The sequence below is a fragment of the Pseudomonas matsuisoli genome, assembly GCF_014647635.1.
Lineage (GTDB): Bacteria > Pseudomonadota > Gammaproteobacteria > Pseudomonadales > Pseudomonadaceae > Pseudomonas_P > Pseudomonas_P matsuisoli.
This window is the reverse complement of the sequence record NZ_BMPO01000001.1, coordinates 602775-623587: the sequence shown is the minus strand read 5'-3', so window position 1 is coordinate 623587 and position 20813 is coordinate 602775. Positions and strand designations below refer to the sequence as shown.

Below are 20813 nucleotides of genomic sequence, written 5' to 3'. Positions count from 1 at the left end.
AAGTTCGCGCCCGCTTAGCGGTTGGATGACGAACGCAAAAGTGGCCCCAAGGTCGGTACTTTTACTGCACCTGAGCGGTGCGCTGTCGTGGCCGAAATCCGCACGCCGAGGTCATGTAAGTGCTTGAAAACCTATGCGTATGCTTGTTTATGGCGCAAGAGCCATGTGCAGGTTCGATATGTGCAAGCGATTGATGCAATGGCGGGCTATCAGTCGAAGCTGCCTTCCAGTGCCTCGGCTCGGTACTGAAGTGTTTCTGCGCGGTACCCGTCGCGTAATGGAGGTACGGGCAAACAGGTGGTCCAGGCTTCGCCGGGTGGAATGGCGTGTGGAGCTGAGTATTGAGGGCGGGAATAATCATTGGCCGCGAGATCGTTACGATCGCCAGGAAAATAGGCGGCCGTACGCCAACTAAGCGTAATTAATGGCGCATCTTGAGTATTGCGTACGGTAACGAAGAGCGGAGTAGTGGCAGGGCATTGCCTTGTGTCTACGTTCAGACTGATGTCGAGGCCCGCGAGCTGATGATCCAGGCGCGTTTGTTGCCAGGCGACGACCGCAGCGACGATTCCGAGCGCGCAAAGCGCTGCAAGCGAGACGGGTAATGCTTTAGCCGGGTACTTCAGTAGAAGAACCAGCCATGCGATAAGTAAGAATACACCGACAATCATGCGGACTTGCTACAGCAATGAGGCTCCGCCTTGCGGCGAAGCCTCATAACATCAGCGTGCGACGCCGGTCTTGCCAGGTGCTGCTTCAGCAGCCTCGGTGCGACCGTAGACATCTTCATAGCGCTCGATGTCATCTTCGCCAAGATAGCTACCCGACTGGACTTCGATGATTTCCAGCGGAATCTTGCCTGGGTTCGCCAAGCGATGGACCGAGGCGATTGGGATGTACGTGGACTGGTTTTCGCACAGCAGGAACACCTTGTCGTCACAGGTGACCTGTGCAGTACCCGAGACTACGATCCAGTGTTCAGCGCGGTGGTGGTGCATCTGCAGAGAAAGGCTGGCACCGGGTTTTACGGTGATGCGCTTGACCTGGTGACGTACGCCATTGTCGACCGAGTCGTAGGCGCCCCACGGACGATAGACTTCACAGTGGCTGGTGGTCTCTTTACGGCCACGCGCATCAAGCTCACCGACAAGCTTCTTGACGTCTTGAACGCGATCTTTGTGCGCGACCATTACAGCATCTTTGGTCTCAACGACGACGACGTCTTCGAGGCCCAGAACGGTGACGAGCTTGCCGTTACCTTGAACCAGGCAGTTGCGCGCGTCATGCATGACCACGTCGCCTTTTACAACGTTGCCATCACTGTCCTTGTTCTGAACGTCCCAAATCGAGGACCAGCTACCGACATCGCTCCAACCAGCGCTGAGCGGAACGACGCATGCGTGTTCGGTTTTTTCCATGACGGCATAGTCGATGGAGTTTTCAGGGCACTGGGCAAAGGTGGCTGGATCGATATGGATCTCTTCGCCATCGGTACGGCTACGTTCCAGCGCCAAGCGGCAGGTATCGTAGATATCGGCGTCGTACTTCTTGAGTTCTTCGATGAAGCGGCTCGCCCGGAACATGAACATGCCGCTGTTCCAGAAGTAGTCGCCAGACGCTACGAACTCGCGAGCCCGGACTTCGTCAGGCTTTTCAACGAATTGTGCAACGCGCGCGACGCCTTCTGGCAGGCCTTCGGTTTGCGTGGCACGGATATAGCCGTATCCCGTTTCGGGGTGCGTGGCGGGGACGCCGAACAGCACCATTTCACCTTCGCGGGCGGCCTCTGCGGCCAGCGCAAGAGCTCTCTGGAACGCCCGCTGGTCTTCCAATACGTGGTCGGCCGGTAATACGAGTAGTAGTTCGTCACGATCCTCGGCCAGCAGCTTCATGGCTGCAATCGCGATCGCGGGGGCGGTGTTGCGGCCGAACGGCTCGAACAACATCGCCTGTGCCTTTTGGCCAATACCTGCCAACTGCTCGTTGACGATAAAACGGTGCTCCTGGTTGCACACCACCACCGGAGGTTCCATACCTTCTACGGCGAGACGATTCAACGTCTGCTGGAAGAGTGTGCGTTCGCTAGTCAGTGCCAGAAACTGCTTCGGGAACTGCTTGCGCGAGAGTGGCCAGAGACGGGAGCCGCTGCCCCCGGACAAAATCACCGGAATCATATTTTCTCTCCTGAGCGTAACTCATTGATTCGTGACGCATTGATGATCAGCGCGTAGTTCTAGTGCCGGGCTATATCAAGGCTTGATGCTCTGCTCACACCGCAATTTTTAATGGGAAGCGGTGGCAATGTGTCGGGATCACAGGGTTATGCGCAATCCATGGCATCGTCATTAGGGTTCACCGTACTCGCCTAAATCCGCTGGCTTGAAGGGGCTAGTCCATTACCTGGTAAGTCGGTACGCGGTATGTGACTGGCGTTTTCCGTTTTGGTGCCCTGGGGTCGATTAAAAATTGTCGAGTGGGTCGCATATCACCCAATGTAAGCGTGAGCGCTCAGCAATTTCGAGATGCAGCAAAGGAGAGTTCATTAGCGGCGCGCCAGCCTAGCCGGCGCTTCGAGGGTTATTGCGGGTCGCGCAAGAAGACGAGCTTGTTCGGTGTGGACCGTTCGTCGTCGTAACGATAACCGTTGCTATCGAAGGCCCGGAGGGCGTCGATTTGGTCTATCCGGTGCTTGATGACATAACGTGCCATGAGCCCGCGTGCTTTTTTCGCGTGGAAGCTGATGATCTTGTAGTCATCACCTTTGCGGTCACGAAATTCGACGTCGATGATATTGCCCGATAGCGCTCTCGATTTAACGGCCTGGAAATACTCGTTCGAGGCGAGATTGACCAGTAAGTCATCGCCCTGGGCCTTGAGGTCGTCGTTAAGCCGCTGGGTGATACGCTCGCCCCAGAAGGCGTAAAGATCCTTGCCCCTCACGTTTGGCAGGCGTGTTCCCATTTCCAGGCGGTAAGGCTGCATGAGATCGAGCGGCCGCAAAAGCCCGTAAAGCCCGGACAGCATGCGAAGGTGGCGCTGTGCGAACGCGGCATCGGCTTGAGTAAAATCGTCCGCGCTCAAACCGGTGTAGACGTCACCCTTGAACGCGAAGAGGGCTTGCTTGGCATTCGACTCATCAAAATGCTTTGACCAGCTCTCGTATCGCGCCACGTTGAGAGCAGCAAGCTTGTCGGACAGTCCCATCAGACCTGCAATGGCGGCGGGTGTGTAGTCGCGCAGCGCGTCGATCAGGAGTTGCGCGTCATCGATATGGCGTGGCTGGGTGAATTCGGAAAGCGGGGGTGGGTTGTCGTAATCCAGCGTTTTTGCGGGTGAGATGACCAACAGCATCATGCGTCTCCTAAATGCGAACACACATTCTAGAGGTGTTCAGGTGACCGCAGCGAGCTATCCGCCATAGCGAATTCGTCTCGCTTCCATGAAGATCGATGTGTTGTCAGGGACGTGGCGTTTGGGCCTTGAAGTGCGGCGGCTGCGATGCTCGCTCAGTCCATGCATAGACATCACGCGCGTTGCGGATTAAACAAATGGAAAAAATGGCGGTCCGAAACGACGGTTTGGGTGGCGGACTGAAGGAGACGCTAAGTGTTTCCTAGGACTGCGTCCGTGCAATCCCAGGAAAGTCGCATCATCGAGGCGATACGATAGCCGCATTTCAGCGACGGTGGACTACGTCCTTGCTGGGTGCCCCCCGACACCCTTAGCGGTACTAGCAATGTTTATTCCAGAGTCCAATCCCTTTAGTTTCGGGGCGGACGGCAAGAATGTCGTAGCTAAAATGCTTCATTAAGGTGCGAGATGCACCGCGGCGAAGCATTTGAATCAGGACGGTCTGGACTCTTTATACTTTGTGGCTTTGAGCCGAACGTATAGGACGCTGCATGCGTAACGATACTTATGATGAGTTGGACGATATCCCAAGCGTCGTCACTTCAAGGCGAGAGCGGGGCGATAGGGAGTCCTCGCGGATGGGGTCCAGATATGACGAGGAGGACGCGCCAGTCAAGGGACGCAGTTCAGGCGTACTCTGGGCCATCGTGGTAGCACTGCTGATTACGCTAGGCGTATTAGGTTGGTGGAGTTATCGCCAAATCGCCGTGCTCGAGCAGCAGTTGGTCGCGACCCAAGAGAGCTTCGCGCGTATCAGTGAGGAAGCAGCGGGGCGGATTCAGGACATTTCTGGAAAGGTGGTTGCGAACGAGTCCAACGTGTCCACAGGAAGCGAAGCGCTTCAGGGGCAGGTTCGCCAGTTGCAACGTCGTTTGGCTGACATGGGCAAACAGCAGCAGGCTCTGATCGGGCAGCTGGAGAGCATGGTCCAGCGCATGGATAGCTTGAGCGGTGATATGTCGTCTCGCGGTGCAGCAGATGACGCCGGTCCGCAGGTGCAAGCATTGGCCAGCCAGGTGAAGCAGTTATCCGAGCAGTCCGAGGCGCTTGCTAGTCAGCAGAAAACGCTTGCGAGCGAACAGGCCGAGTTAAAGCAAACAGGGACGCAATCGGCGGGTGGTGACAGCTCCGCGGAGATCGAGAAGCTCAATGCGCGTATGAATACGATGGCCACTGACCTGAACAAGCTGCGGGATCGAAACCCGAACTACGATATCCAGGCGATCAGGCAAGACATTACGGTACTGCGCAGCCAGTTGGAAAATCGAAACAATGCGGAGTTCGACGCCTTCCGTGGGCAGATGACCCGCAATATAAATTCGTTGCAAGGACAGCTGCAGAGCCTTCAGCAGCAGATCAACGCGCGCTAGGTTAGCTCGCGCTTCCCTGTGTTTATCCTTATAAAAAAGCCCTCGCTGCAATACGAGGGCTTTTTTGTCGTTGCTGGATTAGCCGGCGAAGTTCTTCGAGACGAACTCCCAGTTCACCAGCGCCCAGAAGGCTTCAACATACTTGGGACGTGCGTTTCGGTAATCGACGTAATACGCATGTTCCCAGACGTCGCAGGTGAGCAACGGTGTGTCGCCGCTGGTCATCGGGTTGCCTGCGCCGATGGTGCTTGCCAGTGCGAGCGAACCGTCAGGCTTCTTCACCAGCCAGCCCCAGCCTGCACCGAAGGTGCCGATAGTGGTCTTGGTGAATGCTTCCTTGAACTGCTCGAACGAGCCGAACGACTCATTGATCGCATCGGCCAGTGCGCCTGTAGGTTCGCCACCGCCGTTGGGGCTGAGGCAGTTCCAGTAGAACGTGTGGTTCCACACCTGTGCAGCGTTGTTGAATACAGCGCCGGACGAGGACTTGATGATGCTTTCCAGGTCCTTGCCCTCGAATTCCGTTCCTGGGACCAGGTTATTCAGCGTGTTTACATACGTGGCGTGATGCTTGTCGTGGTGAAACTCAAGCGTCTCCGCAGAAATGTGGGGCTCGAGGGCGGTCTTTTCGTATGGCAGCGGCGGCAATTCGAAAGCCATGGTTATCTCCTTGTCATATCAGGACTGGTGCGCAAGCGCTGTGCCGTTCACGGTCGGCTTGAATGTGCGGTGAAGCATTTTGAATGCTCTTCGGATACCGCAGCGGGCGGATCATAGCATCGGGTCGGAGACCTATCCACGCAGCATCTGTGCGGTTTAACCCGCGCAGCAGAGCGCTTTTGAAGCTAACTCGTTTGTATTAAGCGAAACGCCAGCACCAGCATCATGGACGCGACCAGTACGTCTAGAATTCGCCAGGTAACGGGGCGCGCCAGATGGCGCGATAGCAATGCGCCGCCGCCTGCCAACAAGGTAAACCAAAGGAGGGACGCGTTAACCGCGCCCGCCGCGTAGGCGGCCGAAGACGATTGTTGCGCCCCGAGGGAGCCGACAAGCAGCACGGTGTCGAGGTAGACATGAGGATTGAGCAGCGTCACCGCAAGCGTTGTGGCCATCACCCGCGCGAACGAACGCTCGCGGTTTTGGTTTGCATACAGACCTTGTGGAGACAGCGCCCTGGACAGCGCTTTTACGCTGTACCACAGAAGGAAGGCGATGCCTCCCCAGCGTACGGCGGCTAGCAACGTGTGGTTTTCTGCAAGAACGGTCGCTAGTCCGAATACGCCTACCGTTATCAGGACGGCATCACACAGCATGCAGGTCAGCGCGACTTGCCAGTGATATTCCCGTCTAACGCTCTGAGCGAGCACGAACGCATTCTGCGCGCCGATAGCCACGATCAAGCCTGCGCCGATCAGCGCACCGTTTATATAGCTGCTTATGTAGCTGTCCCACATGGCTCACTCTTATTACTGGTCGAGCGGCTCCGTGGCGGAGTCGCGATAGGCGTTGGAGTCTGTCGCAGCGATCGGTATAAGTGAAATCGAATTTCAAACTGAGGCATTAGGGGAAATCATGCTGGACTATAAGTTGCTGCAAGCGCTCGTTGCAGTCGTCGAGCAGGGTGGTTTCGAACGGGGTGCGGCATTGCTCGGCCTTTCGCAATCGGCTATTTCGCAACGCATAAAATTGCTAGAGGCAAGGGTGGGGCAACCGGTGTTGATTCGTTCGACGCCTCCGACGACTACGGATCTAGGGCGCCGCCTGCTCAATCATGTGCAGCAGGTGCGTTTGCTAGAGCGCGACCTTCGGGCAGTAGTTCCGGCGTTGGAAGAGCCCGCACCGGAGCGCATTCGGATTGCGATCAACGCAGACAGTGTCGCCACTTGGTGGGTAGCTGCCGTCGCTGAATTTTGCATCGAGCAGAACGTGCTGTTGGATCTGGTCGTCGAGGACCAGGATGTGGGCTTGAATCGAATGAAAGCAGGGGAGGTCGCAGCTTGTCTGTGTGCCAGCGAGCGCCCCATCGCAGGTGCGCGTTCGGTTCCGGTCGGCGCAATGCGCTACCTTGGATTGGCGAGCCCAGCATTCATCGCGCGGCATTTCGAATCTGGGGTCGATGCAATCGCGCTGGGCAGAGCGCCGGCTATCGTGTTCGGCCCGGATGACTATCTACAGCATCGGTACATCGCCTCGCTTGGAGGTGCTGGCGCGTTCCCTTACCACCTTTGCCCCTCTTCGGAAGGCTTTGTCCGGATGGTATGTGCCGGTCTTGGGTGGGGCTTGCTTCCAGAAATGCAGGTGAAGGACGAAATGCGTGGCGGGGCACTTCGAGAATTGGTAGCAGGCCATGTGGTGGACGTACCGCTTTACTGGCATCACTGGCGGAATGGCGGCGCATTGCTCGAGCTGCTCGGCAAGCGACTGATGGATACGCGGCAGGGCGATTTGCGCGGCTAACCGCTCCGGCTAAGGTGGATTGCCGCAACGACGCCTCCTCGCATTGGTGTTCCGCCTGCTCAAAAAAATAAATGTGCTCGCGCATGAAAAAATTCGTTGGGTTATGCGCTGTTTTGCGGTATCAACTTGGGCAGACCGCCGAACCCTGCAGACAGGTGGCGGCCTTGAGATCAGGCCCTCATCTCGTCCTCAGACTTCCGCGCCGCGGCCCGGAAGGTCGGTGGTCCATAACGGTCGATTGCTCCAACGCGCAATCACCGCATGGCTCAACAGGGGCTTTCTGCCTTCTTTCGGCAAGCCCCGGAAAAGGTGACCGAGTATGGATGACAACGGACGCGCCAGCGCCACCACGCCTATCTTCTATGTCCTCGATACCAATGTCCTGATTCACGACCCTAATGCATTGCTGAACTTCCAAGAGCACTTCGTCGCGATCCCGATGACGGTGCTGGAGGAATTGGACAAGCTCAAAACGGGTAAACACAGTGTCGCCGCCGAATGTCGCCAAGCGATCCGGCTCATCGATTCGGTCCTAGGGGAAGCATCGCCGGAGCAGATAGAAGAAGGGGTGCCGATACAACGGGGCAAAAGCGGGCCTCGCGGGTTCCTCACCATTCTAATGAGCAAACGTGCAGCCCCGATGACCTGGCTGCCGGACAACCTCAACGACAATCGCATCATCAATCAGTTGGTTGAGTTACGCACCCAGCGCCCGGGCCTGAGTGTCGTACTCGTCACCAAAGACATCAATATGCGCCTTAAGGCGCGGGCCTGCGGCATCGCGTCCGAGGATTACCATACCGATCAACTGGTCGATGACGTGAACCTGCTATCGCAGGGGTATCACAGCGTCACGGGCGCATTCTGGGATCGCGTCGCGAAGGTAGATACGCGTCAGGAAGCCGGTCGTACCTGGCACCGGGTTCAGCTGGCTGAGCCGTTGCCAAATGTGCACATGAACGAATTCATTCTCGACGAGCAAGGTTTTGTCGGCTGGGTAAAGGGGGTGCGCAAGGATGAGCTGATCCTTTTGGATCTGCACCAGGAACCCCTGTTGCACCAGGAAGCCTGGGGGCTGAGGCCCCGTGATATCCACCAAGCGCTGGCGCTGTTTGCGCTGCTCGATCCGGATATTCACTTAGTCAACCTGTCGGGTGCCGCAGGTTCGGGCAAGACGATCCTTGCGCTCGCGGCTGCCATCGAGCAGACGATGGTCAGTAAGCGTTATCGCCGCATCATTGCGACGCGTAGCGTTCAGGGCTTGGATCAAGAAATTGGCTTCTTGCCAGGGACTGAAGCTGAAAAGATGGAGCCCTGGTTGGGCGCTATCACCGATAACCTGGAGGCGCTTCACATGGAGGATGAAAATACGCACAGCAGCGTCGATTACATCCTTCAAAAGGTGCCGTTGCAATTCAAGTCGCTCAATTACATTCGCGGGAGAAGCTTCCAGCAAAGCCTCATCCTGATCGACGAGTGCCAGAACCTGACGCCCCACCAGATGAAAACCATCATCACGCGCGCGGGCAGCGGTTCGAAGGTCATTTGCCTGGGCAACCTCGCACAGATCGACACGCCTTATTTATCTGCGCCGAGTTCCGGGCTCACCTACCTGACCGAGCGTTTCAAAGACTTCGCCCACGGTGTACACATTACGTTGCAAGGTGTGCCGCGTTCGGTTCTCGCGGAATACGCCGAAGCGCACATGTAGTAAAGCGCGGGGCAGGCCTATGGTGCGGGCCTGCCCTCTGTGCTGCTGGATAGGTGGGCGCTTTGCCGGTGCGACTATCGGTCTCTGTGGCCGTCGCGCACGCACAAGAAGAAAGGTGCTATGTTTCGCGCCCTCTGGATAAGAGGGGTAAACAATGAGTGAGCACCCGCACACAGCAAATGCCAGTGGTGGCAACAAGGGTGGTTGTCTGTGGCTCATGCTGGCTGGGGTCGCATTTATCGTTCTGGTTTTCGCGATCATCATCTATTCGATCACTCGACCGTCCACGGATAGCGTCAAGGCCAACGAGCGCGCAGCGATCGAGGCCTGCTGGAAGCGCGCTAATGACGAGACCGCGACGCCGACATCCCGGTCCTTTGCGAAGGACAGCTGCGTAGAGCGTGAGAAACAATATCGGATCAAGTTCGGCGACGAGCCGAAATGAGCGCAGGTACTGGCACGCCTTCGAAGCGATTCCTGTTGATATCGACTGGGATCGCAATCGCCTTGGCATTACTCATCGCGCTTGCGTGGTGGTGGAGGTTCGGTGTTTCCAATCTCAGGGCCTATACCGAGCAAGCCTATTTTTTCAGTGGGGATACGTTGCGCCTGCCAAGCGAACTCGCCGGGCCGGGTCCGATTCGCTTCGTGCATTTCTGGGACCCGGCCTGTCCGTGCCATCGCGAAACGGATGCTCACCTGAATTACCTCATCAGTTTGTATCGTTTTTCGAACGTAGCGTTCTACAGCGTTCAGAAGCCCGGCACTCAGGGTGAGATGTCCAGCTTCCTAAAAGGAAAGTTGACTGAGCTTCCTGATCTGGAAGGTATGGAGTCCTTGCCTGCAAGCCCCGCCGTTGCGATTTGGGACGAGCACGGAAAGCTCGCGTATGCGGGCCCCTACAGCGAGGGCCTCGTTTGCAATTCTTCGACCAGTTTCGTTGAGCCGGTACTGGATGCCCTTTCGTCTGGTCGCTCAGTTTCATCGACCAATACCATGGCGCTCGGTTGCTATTGCGATTGGTCGAATGACGCGCGCTAGGCACCCATCTGCCGGGCAAGGTGCGTGTAGGAAATGTGTTCGGGTGGTGCATGGTGCGACATATTACCGCGCCGGAAAGAGGGGTAATTTTTGCTAACATTCGGCGCGTATTCAGAGAGTCGTTTCGATCGGTCAGCCAAGCCCTCATGGGACGTCGCGCTATCGCACCACAGCGTGTGGGCGTTAAGCGGATGGCTTAGGAGCAGGCTACCGGATCGATCATTTGTGACTACTCTGAATGCGAGGTCTGTTTTGGGAACGCCGTCAGCGTAATGGTGCTTCCGACCAAGCGTGCGTGATGGGGGGATAGCAGGCGTCCGAGCATATCTGGTCGCGTTTTCCCCTTCGGTAACTGCATAATATGCGCCCTTTCCGGGCAGGCCGACTTTTGCAGGCATGTCTGGGCTCGGCATCTCGAATGCCGTACGTTCCAGGTTCACCTCCAGCACGTAGTGCGGGGCGCTCCTACGGCCCCGATCGAGCGCCGGGCGTTTGGCTGAACAAAACGATATGTGGGATATCACTTTGCTGAAGGTCGTGAAATGAGAGAAGAGAAGTACCACCGCTTTTTCCGCTCGCTTCTATTAATCGCTGCCGCTGCTTCACTGAGCGGGTGTGACTGGGTGCTCTTCAACTCGAAGGGACAGATAGGGGTCGAGCAGGGAAATCTCATCATTACTGCCACCCTGCTTATGCTGATTGTGGTGGTTCCCGTCATTGTCATGACCTTCCTGTTCGCCTGGCGCTACCGCGCTTCGAACAAGCAGGCGACCTACACGCCCGAGTGGGCGCACTCGCATAAAATCGAGGCGGTCGTCTGGGGCGTGCCATTGGTCATCATCATCGTGCTTGCGGTGATCACCTGGAAGACCACGCATTCGCTGGACCCCTATCGTCCGATCGAAGCGGAAAAGCCCGGTATGACGATCGAAGTCGTTTCGATGGACTGGAAGTGGTTGTTCATCTATCCGGAGCAGGGCATCGCGACGGTGAACGAGCTCTACATTCCCGAGCACACGCCGGTGACCTTCCACGTAACCTCGCAATCGGTCATGAACACCTTCTTCATTCCTCAGCTTGGCGGAATGATCTATGCCATGGGCGGCATGCGTACTCACCTCAACCTGATCGCCAACGAGACGGGCCAATTCTTCGGCTTGTCGGGTAACTACAGCGGTCACGGCTTCACCGGCATGCGTTTCATGACGCACGCGGTTACCGACCAGGAATTCGACCAGTGGGTCGGCCAGGTCAAGCAGTCGCAGAACACGCTGGACTTCGAAAGCTACAAGATGCTGGCGAAGCCGAGCGAGAACAATCCCGTCGAGTACTTCAATGCTCAGCCTGGTCTGTTCCGTCAGATCCTCGGCCAGTACATCGACTACAAGAAGAGCAATCATGCAGGTGAGGCGACGCACGCCAGTTCCGGTGCGGAGGAATAAGAGATGTTCGGAAAACTGACATTTGACGCAATACCCTTACATGAGCCGATTCTAGTCGTCACCATGATTGCGGTGGTGCTGGGTGGGCTCGCTGTTTTTGCAGGACTGACCTACTTCAAGAAGTGGGGCTATCTGTGGACCGAGTGGCTGACCTCCGTTGACCACAAGAAAATCGGCGTTATGTACATTGCCGTTGCCCTGGTCATGCTGCTGCGTGGCTTCGCTGACGCCATCATGATGCGTACCCAACAGGCGCTTGCCCATGGCGGTGCCGAAGGTTACTTGCCGCCTCACCACTACGATCAGATCTTCACCGCTCACGGTACGATCATGATCTTCTTCGTGGCGATGCCGTTGGTTGTGGGCCTGATGAACATCGTCGTTCCGCTGCAGATTGGTGCACGTGACGTCGCGTTCCCGTTCCTCAACTCGCTGAGCTTCTGGCTATTCGTCGTCGGCGCGCTGCTGATCAACGTCTCGCTGTTCGTGGGCGAGTTCGCCATGACTGGCTGGGTCGCGTATCCGCCTCTATCCGGGATCGAGTACAGTCCGGGGGTCGGGGTCGACTACTATATATGGGCACTGCAGATATCCGGTATCGGTACGCTGCTGACAGGTGTGAACTTCTTCGTCACGATCATCAAGATGCGTGCCCCTGGCATGACCCTGATGAAGATGCCGATCTTCACCTGGACCATCCTCTGCACCGCGGTCATCATTTGTGGCGCGTTCCCGATCCTGACTGCCGTTCTCGGTATGCTGACGCTGGATCGCTACCTCGATTTCCACTTCTTCACCAACGAAGCCGGTGGTAATCCCATGATGTACGTCAACCTCCTGTGGGCCTGGGGCCACCCTGAGGTGTACATCCTGATTCTGCCTGCCTTCGGTGTGTTCTCTGAAGTGACGGCGACCTTTGCTCGCAAGCGCCTGTTCGGCTACCACTCCATGGTCTGGGCAACGGTTGCGATCACCGTTCTGTCGTTCGTCGTATGGCTACACCACTTCTTCACTATGGGTTCAGGTGCCAGCGTCAACGCGTTCTTCGGCATCGCGACGATGATCATTGCGATCCCAACGGGCGTGAAGATTTTCACCTGGCTGTTCACGATGTACCGCGGACGTCTGGAATTCACCACGCCGATCCTGTGGACGTTGGGCTTCCTCGTGACGTTCTCCATCGGCGGTATGACTGGCGTTCTGCTCGCAGTACCGGGCGCCGACTTCCTGTTGCATAACAGCCTGTTCCTGATCGCGCACTTCCATAACGTGATCATCGGTGGTGCAGTGTTTGGCTACATGGCCGGTATCGCCTACTGGTTCCCGAAAGCGTTTGGCTTCAAGCTGCACGAAGGGTGGGGCAAGGCATCGTTCTGGTTCTGGTGCATCGGCTTCTACTTCGCGTTCATGCCGCTCTACATCCTGGGCTTCATGGGGATGACGCGCCGTCTGAACACTGTCGATAACCCCGAGTGGGTTCCGCTGACCTACGTTGCCCTGTTCGGCGCCGTGTTGGTCGGTATCGGTATCCTGTGCACCGTCATCCAGTTCGTCGTCTCGATCATGAATCGTAAGAAGAACATGGACGTGACCGGTGACCCATGGAATGGCCGTACCCTCGAGTGGTCGATGTCGTCGCCTCCGCCGTTCTACAACTTCGCCGTGGTTCCGCATGCAGACAAGTTGGATGCTTTCCACGAAATGAAGCGTGACGGTCTGCCGACTCCGCCGGCAACGTACTCGCCTATTCACATGCCGAAGAACACCGGTGTTGGTCTGGTCATGTCGGCGTTCGCTTTGGCGTTCGGTTTTGCACTCATCTGGCACATCTGGTGGCTGGCGGCCGTTAGCTTCGTTGGTACCTTCGTTGCGCTGATCTCGCGCAGCTACAACGAAGACGTCGACTACTACGTACAGCCCGACGAAATCGCCCGTATCGAACAGGCACACATCCAAGCAAAGGCTAATCAGGCGTAAACCATGTCCAGTGAAGTTTTGAGCAACCACGCCGCTCATGACGATGATCATGAGCATCACCACGACGCAGGTGAAATGAAGGTCTTCGGGTTCTGGATCTACCTGATGACGGACTGCATCCTTTTCGCGAGTATCTTCGCAGGCTTCGCGGTGCTCAGCACCGCGTACGCTGGCGGGCCTACCCCAAAGGAGCTGATCGATCTCAAGCTGGTTCTGGTCGAGACCTTCGCACTGCTGTTCTCCAGTATCACCTACGGCATGGCGATGCTTGCCATGTACCGCGGTGACAAGGGCAAGACACTCTCCTGGCTAGCGGCGACGTTCGTGTTCGGTGCGATGTTCCTGAGCATCGAACTCTACGAATTCAACCACCTGATCCATGAAGGTGCCGGTCCTCAGGTAAGCGCCTATTGGTCCGCGTTCTTCACGTTGGTCGGTACTCACGGTTTGCACGTGACTGCTGGTCTGACCTGGATGGCGATCATGATGCACCAGGTCGCTACGCGCGGCCTGACGGCGACCAATCAGACCCGCCTGAGCTGCTTGAGCCTGTTCTGGCACTTCCTCGACGTCGTCTGGATTTGCGTCTTCACCGTTGTCTATCTGATGGGAGCGCTATAAATGGCTCACGACCACCACCACACCAATTCGGCAGGTGCCGATCACGGCAGCACCAAGTCGTACATGACCGGCTTCATCGTATCGATCATCTTGACGGTCATTCCGTTCGCGATCGTGATGAACCCGATCATGTCTCCTTCGGCTACGCTGTTCACTATCGTCGGGTTCGGCGTCGTGCAGATTCTCGTGCACCTCGTGTACTTCCTGCACATGAACACGTCCTCCGAGCAGCGCTGGAACACAGTTGCCTTCGTGTTTACCGTGCTGATCACCATCATCGTCGTCGTGCTGTCCATCTGGATCATCTGGAGCATGCACTACTACATGATGACCAACTAAGCGAGCGTGCTCCCGATGTTCAAGCAATACCTGCTCCTGACGAAGCCGGGCATCGTCTTCGGAAACATGATTTCCGTGGCTGGTGGCTTTTTCCTGGCTTCGAAGGGCGATATCGACCTGCTGCTGTTTCTCGCAACGGCAGTCGGTGTCGCGTTGGTCATTGCTTCCGGTTGCGTGTTCAACAACTACATCGACATGGACATCGATGTGAAAATGGAGCGGACCAAGAACCGTGTACTCGTACAGGGTCTGGTCGCTCCGACGACTGCTATCTTCTACGCCTGCGTCCTTTTGGTCGCAGGTGTTGCGCTGCTCTATAAAGCGACGAACATGCTTGCGGTTTGGCTGGTTCTGATGGGGTTCGTCGTATACGTCGGCCTCTACAGCCTCTATCTCAAGCGTCACTCGGTTTATGGAACATTGGTAGGCAGCTTGTCGGGTGCTGCTCCGCCCGTTGTCGGCTACTGCGCCGTTAGCAACGAGTTCGATATGGGGGCTGCGATCCTGCTGCTGATCTTCAGCCTTTGGCAGATGCCTCATTCGTACGCGATTGCGATTTTTCGTTTCAATGACTATCAGGCTGCCAACATCCCGGTTCTTCCGGTGATCAAGGGTGTGCCTGCAGCGAAGCGGCATATCGTGCTTTACATCGCTGCTTTTCTAGTCGCGACTTTGATGCTCACCATCAGCGGTTATGCCGGATACAGCTACTTCGCCGTAGCCGCCGTTAGCGGTGCTTACTGGTTGTGGATGGGGGTATCTGGCTACAAGGCGGTGGACGATAAGGTCTGGGCCAGAAAGCTGTTCGTGTTCTCGATCGTTACGATTACGGCATTGAGCGTCATGATGTCGGTGGACTTTCGATCGACGCCTGAGCAGGTATTGATGACTTCGGTCAGCGAAATCTGTGCAGGCGCGGGCGTTGGAAGCGCGATCTGCGAAACGCTGGTCTCCCGCTTCTAAGCTAAGCGTTTGTCGAAAGGGCCTGCCATGTCGAATGGCGGGCCTTTTTCATTTCTGGGGCTGCCCCAGCGGAAGCGTCAGGGTGCGGGGCAGCGTGTAAACTTTCCAAGACGTTTTCATTGATAGGGAGCCTGATGTGCTTACTCATTTAGATGCTCAGGGGCGCGCCAACATGGTGGACGTCACGGAGAAGGAGATTACGCACAGGGAAGCTGTCGCTCTTGCCAAAGTAAGAATGTTGCCAGCGACGCTTCGCATGATCGCTGAGGGCGAGCACCCAAAGGGGGATGTGTTTGCAGTGGCGCGCATCGCCGGTATTCAAGCGGCCAAGAAAACTTCGGACCTCATTCCGCTTTGCCATCCCTTGATGCTGACCAGCGTCAAGGTCGAGCTATCGTCCGAGGGGGAAGACACGGTTCGCATCGAGGCGCGGTGCAAATTGAGCGGACAGACCGGTGTGGAGATGGAGGCATTGACCGCAGCTAGCGTGGCGGCGTTGACGCTCTATGACATGTGTAAGGCGGTGGATCGTGGCATGGTCATTGAGCAGATCCAGTTGCTGGAAAAGCACGGCGGCAAGAGCGGTCACTTCGTTGCCGAGGGCGCGTGATGAATATCCACTATTTCGCAAGATACCGTGAAGTGCTCGGCGTTCCGTCGGAAACGATGGAGTGGGACCCCACGCTCGTTACTTTGAACGATCTGCGCAAGAAGCTGGCCGCACGCGGCGGCGTCTGGGTTGTGTTGGAGGAACGCAACCTGATGTGTGCGCTCAACCAAGAGCTATGTGGGCTCGACAGCCGTTTGCAAGCTGAGGATGAGGTTGCGTTTTTCCCTACAGTGACTGGGGGCTGATTAAATATGGGCGTACGAATTCAGCACGTTGCGTTCGAGCCTGGGGCCGAGACTGACGCAATGCATGCGGCAAACGCCGGTATTGGTGCGGTGGTTTGCTTCGTTGGCTATATGCGTGATTTCAATGAAGGCCTTGAGGTATCCGGCATGTACCTTGAGCACTACCCAGGGATGACCGAACGCGCACTGGCGTCAATTCAGGTCGATGCAGAGCGCAGGTGGCCGCTGCTGAAGGTAGAGATCGTGCATCGCGTCGGCGCGCTGGAGCCTGGCGAGCCTATCGTATTCGTCGGTACGGCGAGTGCCCATCGCCAGGCGGCATTCAATGCGTGTGCCTTCATCATGGACTATCTCAAAACGCGCGCCCCTCTGTGGAAGAAGGAGCGGTCGGCACAGGGCGAGCAATGGGTCGAGGGGCGAGAAACGGATCAACAGGCGTTAGAACGCTGGAATAACGTCGAGGATTCGCAGTAGACGGATCATTCGCAGTGCTTGGCACGCGGCGTTCGTCGTGTGTCAGCGTCGTGCACGGCGTCCAAGCACGACTACCTGCTACGGTAATTGCCTATCAGGCAACCTCTGCGACTTAGCTGGCCGGCTTTGACGGCTTGGCCACCAAAGGCAAGAGTTTGGCTACGATCCATTTACGGGTTGGCGTCACCAGGCGCTCTTGGAATAGCACGCTGGCGACGATAAGCAGCGCGAGAAAGATGAAGTACCCAGTGAGTGTGTTCTCGAAGCGGCCGGCTGCAGCAATACAGGCCGACCAGTCGGAGAAGCACAGAGGGAGATCACCCATCAGCAGTTTCTCCAGCGTTCGGAACAGTGCCGACAGTGGAACGTGAAGAACGAAGATGGATAGCGACGCCGCGCCAAGGCGAGGCAGCCACTTTTTCAAGCTGGCGGACCTGGGCTCTGCGATCAACGCGGTAAGGTAAACCAGGATCAACTGGGCAGGGAGCAGTAGCCCGTTGTGCAGCAGGTAGTACCAAAACTTTGGCCCACTGGTGAATAGCACCGTTGCGGTGCAGAAACTTACTGCGACGTAGGCGATCAACGCTAAACGTACCGGACGGCCTGGAAGCGTCGAAGCTTCACTTTGATAACGAAAGATCGAATAGGCCAGAATGCCGGCAAGAAATTCGGGTAGCCGGAAGAGCGGGAACCGATGAATCAGGCCGGTATAGGGAATGCCATAGTCCTGATTCCAGATCACGAAGAGGGGCGGAATCAGATACAGGCCGCCGACGAGCAGCAGCAGCTTCCACGGTTGTTTGGACGCCATCAGCCTGGGCCCGAAGATCGGGAACATCAGGTAGAAGAAGAACAGGGCCGAGATCGACCAGAGGGGCGCGTTGAAGGTGAGATAGAACGGGTTCCACGCATGCAGCAGCGTCAACTGTAGCGCTGAGTTGAGCGCCAGTTCCCAGTTACTCATGTAGTGATGGAAAAGCTCTGGTTGCTGCCTCGCAAGTACCTCGTTGGTATCGAACACCACGAAGCGCACACTGGCTTTCGCGCCGTCGGGCGGAATCGCCATGTACTGCATGAGCAGCAGGACCGCGATCGTCAACAGCAGCGAGAAGACGTGGATCGGGTAGAGATTCGCCAGCCGTTTCAACCAAAAGCTCGGCGCCGGTTCGCGCAAACGGTCATCGACGAAGTACACGTGCGCCAGCAGAAACCCGGAAAGGACGAAAAACGTGCTGGTCGCGAAAAATCCCATGCTGGTGGCGTCTCTTAGCCACTGCAGGCTTCCGTCTTCTGGAAAATACATGTGTGCGGTGTGGTACACGGCCACATACATTCCCATCAGGAAGCGTAGCCATTCCAGCCCGATGAATCGTTGTTTTTGTTGGGTGCCCACGGGCAATCGTCGTCCTTCTCTATACGCCTAGACAGGCCTGCTGCCTGACCTTTCAGGCAGCGGCGGAGGCATATCGTTCAACGGCTGTGGGGAACAGCCTTCAGCAACTCGGCCGGTGGTTGCTCACAGTCGATCTTACGTCCTAGCAGTTCCTCGATAGGGGGAAGGGCAAAAGCATCGTCTTCGCCCGCGAAGCTGATAGAGGTACCGCTGGTGCCTGCGCGCCCGGTGCGACCGATACGGTGAACGTAGTCGTCGGGATCTTCCGGTAGCGTGAAATTGATTACGTGGCTGATCCCGTCGACATGGATGCCGCGCCCGGCCACATCGGTTGCTACCAATACTTTGATCCTTCCCTCACGAAAGCCCTCGAGCACCTTGATGCGCTTGTGCTGGGGGACGTCGCCGGACATTTGCGCCGCGCTAACGCCATCACGGGTCAGTCGTTCTTCGATACGCCGCACCTCGTCGCGGCGGTTTGCGAAAACCATCACGCGTTCCCAGCCGTGATGCGTCACAAGGTTATATAACAGCTTGTACTTGTCGCTGCTGGAAACCGCGTACACATGCTGCTTGACCGTATCGCTCGCGACGTTTTCGGGCTCGATTTCAACGATGGCCGGATCAACGGTCCATTGTTTGGCGAGGTTCATAACGTCGTCGGTGAAGGTGGCAGAGAACAGCAGCGTTTGCCGTTCATCCTTGCGGGGGGTCTGGCGGATGATCTGGCGGACCTGAGGAATGAATCCCATGTCCAGCATGCGATCCGCCTCGTCCAGCACCATCACTTCAACCATGTCGAGGTGCACCTCACCGCGTTGGTTGAAATCCAGCAGCCGGCCTGGCGTAGCGACCAGGATGTCGCAATAGCGCGATTCGAGCTGTTTAAGCTGTTTGTCGAAGTCCATACCGCCAACGAAGCTCATGACATTCAGCCCGCTGTACTTGGTGAGCGCTTCGGCATCCTTGGCGATCTGCACTACCAGCTCGCGGGTCGGCGCAATGATCAGCGCGCGCGGTTCGCCCATGTAGCGTTCGTCCGGGGCGGGCGTCGTTAAAAGCTGAGTGATTGTCGAAATGAGGAACGCAGCGGTCTTGCCGGTACCGGTTTGGGCGCGGCCAATGGCGTCCTGGCCTTTTAACGTGAAGCCCAATACCTGCGCCTGAATAGGCGTGCAGTAAGGAAATCCGAGATCGTGGATCGCATGCATGATACGGCTATCGAGGCCGAAGTCGTGAAAGCGGGTCTTGCCTTCTTGCGGCTCGACCTTGAAATCGTCTGGCGTCCAGGTAGATGGAGCAGGGGGCGGGCTTTTGCGAGGCTTGGCAGGCTTGCGTTTCGCCTCGCCGCTCGATGCGGCAGGTTCTTGCCTAAGCGACTTCGGTGCGCGCTCGACATCTGATATTGAATCAGGGGGGGCTCCGGCTATCGTTCCCGGCGCCGTAGGCGTTTCGCTGGCGAGGGCATCGTCCTTGCCGAACATTTTCTTGAGTGCTTTAAGCACAGCGGTCTCATTGATTGACTAAATAAAGATAAGCCGCAGTGTAAAGCAAGAAATGCGCCCGGCGAAGTGTTAGCACTTACCGACAGATTCTAGAGGATAGGCGGGCGTCGCGGTATGTCACGAGTACGACGTGTGTATTGCGTCGGCGATGCCGTTCCAAGTACGGGAAGACTGGACCTAGAGATCGTCTGGGCGCTAGCGGGCAAACGGTCTACGTTAGCCGCATAAACAGTTACGACCGGCCTGCTTAGCTTGATACAGCGCCTGGTCGGCGCGCGCGATCAGGCTTTCCAGCGTGTCTCTAGGCGCCATCTGCGCGACCCCGATCGATATCGTTACGCCGGGCAATGCGCCCTGCGGCGAATAGAATGTCGCGACGCTTTCGAGGGTATGTCGCAAGCGCTCGCCGATGTCTCGCGCTTCGTTCAAGCCAAGATCCGGGAGCAGAATGACGAACTCCTCACCACCGAAGCGCGCCATGCTGTCCTTCGGACGCAGCTGGTTGCGAAGCGTATTAGCGACCATGCTCAAGGCATAGTCCCCAGCAAGATGCCCGTGAGTATCGTTGTAGGCTTTGAAATGATCCACGTCGAACATCAAGAGGCAAAGGGGCGCTTCATCGAAAGCGCAGCGAGTGCTCTCACGTTCGAAGGTGTGCTGTAGCCAGCGACGGTTGTGGAGGCCGGTCAGGCTGTCGATGTTCGCGCTTTTTTCGACGTCTTGGATGATCTGGTTCCCTTGGCGTACCCGGCTGCAAAGCAAGCCGAGCACATTTTGCATCAGTGCTGAAGAGCCTTTCATAAGGTGCAGCAGCCGCTCCCGGTGCAGGCGCAGGACAACGCTGCGCTCGGCCGCTATCACGTAGGCGCTTGGATGTTGGCTGTCGATAAAGCTGACTTCACCGGTGCAGTCGCCAGGGTGTATGACGTTGATCGTGGGGTTATCGATTCGACCGAGGCGGATGTCCAGTTGGCCCTCCACGAGCAGATAGAGGTGCTCGTTGCGACTCGCCGGTGATAGGAGCACTTCCCCATACTCCAGCTCGCAAGCGCGCACGTCGTCGAGTAGACGGTTCAAAATCTGCACGTCGACATTCTTGAACAAGCGCATGCAGCGAAGCTGATGGATGTCCTGACAATCCCGGGTTCTCATCGGTAGCTTTCCCCTGATCGAGGGGCCGTGAATGCCGCCACACGCATATGCAAAGACTTCCTGAACGTTGCGATTCGTTATCGACCGAGGGCTCATGGG

General features: G+C 56.9%; 21 protein-coding genes. 13 read left to right on the top strand and 8 right to left on the bottom strand.

What is annotated here, in order from left to right; genetic code table 11:
- Positions 1-209 precede the first annotated feature (209 nt).
- The 3 genes from IEY47_RS02910 to yaaA form a co-directional block, all read right to left on the bottom strand.
- Positions 210-671 (bottom strand): multidrug transporter, encoded by a 462-nt coding sequence (locus IEY47_RS02910; protein WP_188981626.1) that lies wholly within the window; start codon positions 669-671, stop codon positions 210-212.
- A gap of 51 nt (positions 672-722) precedes the next feature.
- Entirely contained in the window at positions 723-2174 is a 1452-nt protein-coding gene (locus IEY47_RS02905; RefSeq protein WP_188981625.1) for a mannose-1-phosphate guanylyltransferase/mannose-6-phosphate isomerase, read from the bottom strand.
- 403 nt (positions 2175-2577) lie between these two features.
- Positions 2578-3351 carry a peroxide stress protein YaaA gene (yaaA, locus tag IEY47_RS02900; RefSeq protein WP_188981788.1) on the bottom strand — a complete coding sequence of 258 codons (774 nt, stop codon included), beginning with the start codon at positions 3349-3351 and terminating at the stop codon, positions 2578-2580.
- Positions 3352-3902: 551 nt separating this feature from the next.
- On the opposite strand from yaaA, the gene IEY47_RS02895 reads away from it, so the two are divergent.
- Positions 3903-4781, top strand: a complete 879-nt coding sequence (locus tag IEY47_RS02895) for an ATPase (RefSeq protein WP_188981624.1) — start codon at positions 3903-3905, stop codon at positions 4779-4781.
- Positions 4782-4859: 78 nt separating this feature from the next.
- Here IEY47_RS02895 and IEY47_RS02890 read toward each other — a convergent pair whose 3' ends face one another.
- The gene (locus IEY47_RS02890; protein ID WP_188981623.1) at positions 4860-5441 is read right to left on the bottom strand and encodes a superoxide dismutase; all 582 of its coding nucleotides are present in this window, start codon (positions 5439-5441) and stop codon (positions 4860-4862) included.
- A gap of 185 nt (positions 5442-5626) precedes the next feature.
- A complete protein-coding gene (locus IEY47_RS02885; protein WP_188981622.1) occupies positions 5627-6238 on the bottom strand; it encodes a LysE/ArgO family amino acid transporter in 612 nt (203 codons plus the stop codon).
- Positions 6239-6356: 118 nt separating this feature from the next.
- Here IEY47_RS02885 and IEY47_RS02880 point away from each other — a divergent pair, with 118 nt between their 5' ends.
- From IEY47_RS02880 to moaE, 12 genes are all read left to right on the top strand, one after another.
- Positions 6357-7241 (top strand): LysR family transcriptional regulator ArgP, encoded by an 885-nt coding sequence (locus tag IEY47_RS02880; protein ID WP_188981621.1) that lies wholly within the window; start codon positions 6357-6359, stop codon positions 7239-7241.
- A 319-nt stretch (positions 7242-7560) separates the two neighbouring features.
- Positions 7561-8952 (top strand): PhoH family protein, encoded by a 1392-nt coding sequence (locus tag IEY47_RS02875; RefSeq protein ID WP_188981620.1) that lies wholly within the window; start codon positions 7561-7563, stop codon positions 8950-8952.
- 154 nt (positions 8953-9106) lie between these two features.
- Positions 9107-9397: a hypothetical protein gene (locus IEY47_RS02870; protein WP_188981619.1), complete on the top strand. Its 291-nt coding sequence runs from the start codon at positions 9107-9109 to the stop codon at positions 9395-9397.
- Complete coding sequence (locus tag IEY47_RS02865) at positions 9394-9993, top strand: DUF6436 domain-containing protein (protein WP_188981618.1); 600 nt, start codon at positions 9394-9396, stop codon at positions 9991-9993. The genes IEY47_RS02870 and IEY47_RS02865 overlap by 4 nt, the downstream gene beginning before the upstream one ends.
- Before the next feature lie 542 nt (positions 9994-10535).
- A complete protein-coding gene (gene cyoA / locus IEY47_RS02860; protein ID WP_188981617.1) occupies positions 10536-11435 on the top strand; it encodes a ubiquinol oxidase subunit II in 900 nt (299 codons plus the stop codon).
- A 3-nt stretch (positions 11436-11438) separates the two neighbouring features.
- Complete coding sequence (cyoB, locus tag IEY47_RS02855) at positions 11439-13412, top strand: cytochrome o ubiquinol oxidase subunit I (protein WP_188981616.1); 1974 nt, start codon at positions 11439-11441, stop codon at positions 13410-13412.
- Between the two features lie 3 nt (positions 13413-13415).
- Entirely contained in the window at positions 13416-14033 is a 618-nt protein-coding gene (gene cyoC, locus IEY47_RS02850; RefSeq protein WP_188981615.1) for a cytochrome o ubiquinol oxidase subunit III, read from the top strand.
- Positions 14034-14372, top strand: coding sequence for a cytochrome o ubiquinol oxidase subunit IV (locus IEY47_RS02845; protein WP_188981614.1), 339 nt, complete (start codon positions 14034-14036; stop codon positions 14370-14372).
- A 15-nt stretch (positions 14373-14387) separates the two neighbouring features.
- Positions 14388-15335 (top strand): heme o synthase, encoded by a 948-nt coding sequence (cyoE, locus tag IEY47_RS02840; protein WP_188981613.1) that lies wholly within the window; start codon positions 14388-14390, stop codon positions 15333-15335.
- A gap of 136 nt (positions 15336-15471) precedes the next feature.
- Positions 15472-15945, top strand: a complete 474-nt coding sequence (gene moaC / locus IEY47_RS02835) for a cyclic pyranopterin monophosphate synthase MoaC (RefSeq protein ID WP_188981612.1) — start codon at positions 15472-15474, stop codon at positions 15943-15945.
- Positions 15942-16190: a MoaD/ThiS family protein gene (locus IEY47_RS02830; protein WP_188981611.1), complete on the top strand. Its 249-nt coding sequence runs from the start codon at positions 15942-15944 to the stop codon at positions 16188-16190. Before moaC ends, IEY47_RS02830 begins: the two co-directional genes overlap by 4 nt.
- Positions 16191-16196: 6 nt before the next feature.
- Positions 16197-16664, top strand: a complete 468-nt coding sequence (gene moaE, locus IEY47_RS02825; protein WP_188981610.1) for a molybdopterin synthase catalytic subunit MoaE — start codon at positions 16197-16199, stop codon at positions 16662-16664.
- Positions 16665-16776: 112 nt separating this feature from the next.
- Here moaE and IEY47_RS02820 read toward each other — a convergent pair whose 3' ends face one another.
- The 3 genes from IEY47_RS02820 to IEY47_RS02810 all read right to left on the bottom strand — a co-directional run bounded on the left by IEY47_RS02820 (position 16777) and on the right by IEY47_RS02810 (position 20714).
- A complete protein-coding gene (locus tag IEY47_RS02820; protein WP_188981609.1) occupies positions 16777-18057 on the bottom strand; it encodes an acyltransferase family protein in 1281 nt (426 codons plus the stop codon).
- 77 nt (positions 18058-18134) lie between these two features.
- Positions 18135-19562 (bottom strand): ATP-dependent RNA helicase RhlB, encoded by a 1428-nt coding sequence (gene rhlB, locus IEY47_RS02815; protein ID WP_188981608.1) that lies wholly within the window; start codon positions 19560-19562, stop codon positions 18135-18137.
- A gap of 216 nt (positions 19563-19778) precedes the next feature.
- The gene (locus IEY47_RS02810) at positions 19779-20714 is read right to left on the bottom strand and encodes a GGDEF domain-containing protein (protein ID WP_188981607.1); all 936 of its coding nucleotides are present in this window, start codon (positions 20712-20714) and stop codon (positions 19779-19781) included.
- Positions 20715-20813 lie beyond the last annotated feature (99 nt).

Bases quoted from the DNA above. Each gene is read 5' to 3' on its own strand.
- IEY47_RS02910 (WP_188981626.1), bottom strand. From the start codon at position 671: ATGATTGTCGGTGTATTCTTACTTATCGCATGGCTGGTTCTTCTACTG.
- IEY47_RS02890 (WP_188981623.1), bottom strand. From the start codon at position 5,441: ATGGCTTTCGAATTGCCGCCGCTGCCATACGAAAAGACCGCCCTCGAG.
- IEY47_RS02865 (WP_188981618.1), top strand. From the start codon at position 9,394: ATGAGCGCAGGTACTGGCACGCCTTCGAAGCGATTCCTGTTGATATCG.
- cyoB (WP_188981616.1), top strand. From the start codon at position 11,439: ATGTTCGGAAAACTGACATTTGACGCAATACCCTTACATGAGCCGATT.
- IEY47_RS02875 (WP_188981620.1), top strand. From the start codon at position 7,561: ATGGATGACAACGGACGCGCCAGCGCCACCACGCCTATCTTCTATGTC.
- cyoC (WP_188981615.1), top strand. From the start codon at position 13,416: ATGTCCAGTGAAGTTTTGAGCAACCACGCCGCTCATGACGATGATCAT.
- IEY47_RS02845 (WP_188981614.1), top strand. From the start codon at position 14,034: ATGGCTCACGACCACCACCACACCAATTCGGCAGGTGCCGATCACGGC.
- IEY47_RS02810 (WP_188981607.1), bottom strand. From the start codon at position 20,714: ATGAGAACCCGGGATTGTCAGGACATCCATCAGCTTCGCTGCATGCGC.
- IEY47_RS02880 (WP_188981621.1), top strand. From the start codon at position 6,357: ATGCTGGACTATAAGTTGCTGCAAGCGCTCGTTGCAGTCGTCGAGCAG.
- IEY47_RS02895 (WP_188981624.1), top strand. From the start codon at position 3,903: ATGCGTAACGATACTTATGATGAGTTGGACGATATCCCAAGCGTCGTC.
- IEY47_RS02905 (WP_188981625.1), bottom strand. From the start codon at position 2,174: ATGATTCCGGTGATTTTGTCCGGGGGCAGCGGCTCCCGTCTCTGGCCA.
- IEY47_RS02885 (WP_188981622.1), bottom strand. From the start codon at position 6,238: ATGTGGGACAGCTACATAAGCAGCTATATAAACGGTGCGCTGATCGGC.
- cyoE (WP_188981613.1), top strand. From the start codon at position 14,388: ATGTTCAAGCAATACCTGCTCCTGACGAAGCCGGGCATCGTCTTCGGA.
- cyoA (WP_188981617.1), top strand. From the start codon at position 10,536: ATGAGAGAAGAGAAGTACCACCGCTTTTTCCGCTCGCTTCTATTAATC.
- moaE (WP_188981610.1), top strand. From the start codon at position 16,197: ATGGGCGTACGAATTCAGCACGTTGCGTTCGAGCCTGGGGCCGAGACT.
- yaaA (WP_188981788.1), bottom strand. From the start codon at position 3,351: ATGCTGTTGGTCATCTCACCCGCAAAAACGCTGGATTACGACAACCCA.
- IEY47_RS02870 (WP_188981619.1), top strand. From the start codon at position 9,107: ATGAGTGAGCACCCGCACACAGCAAATGCCAGTGGTGGCAACAAGGGT.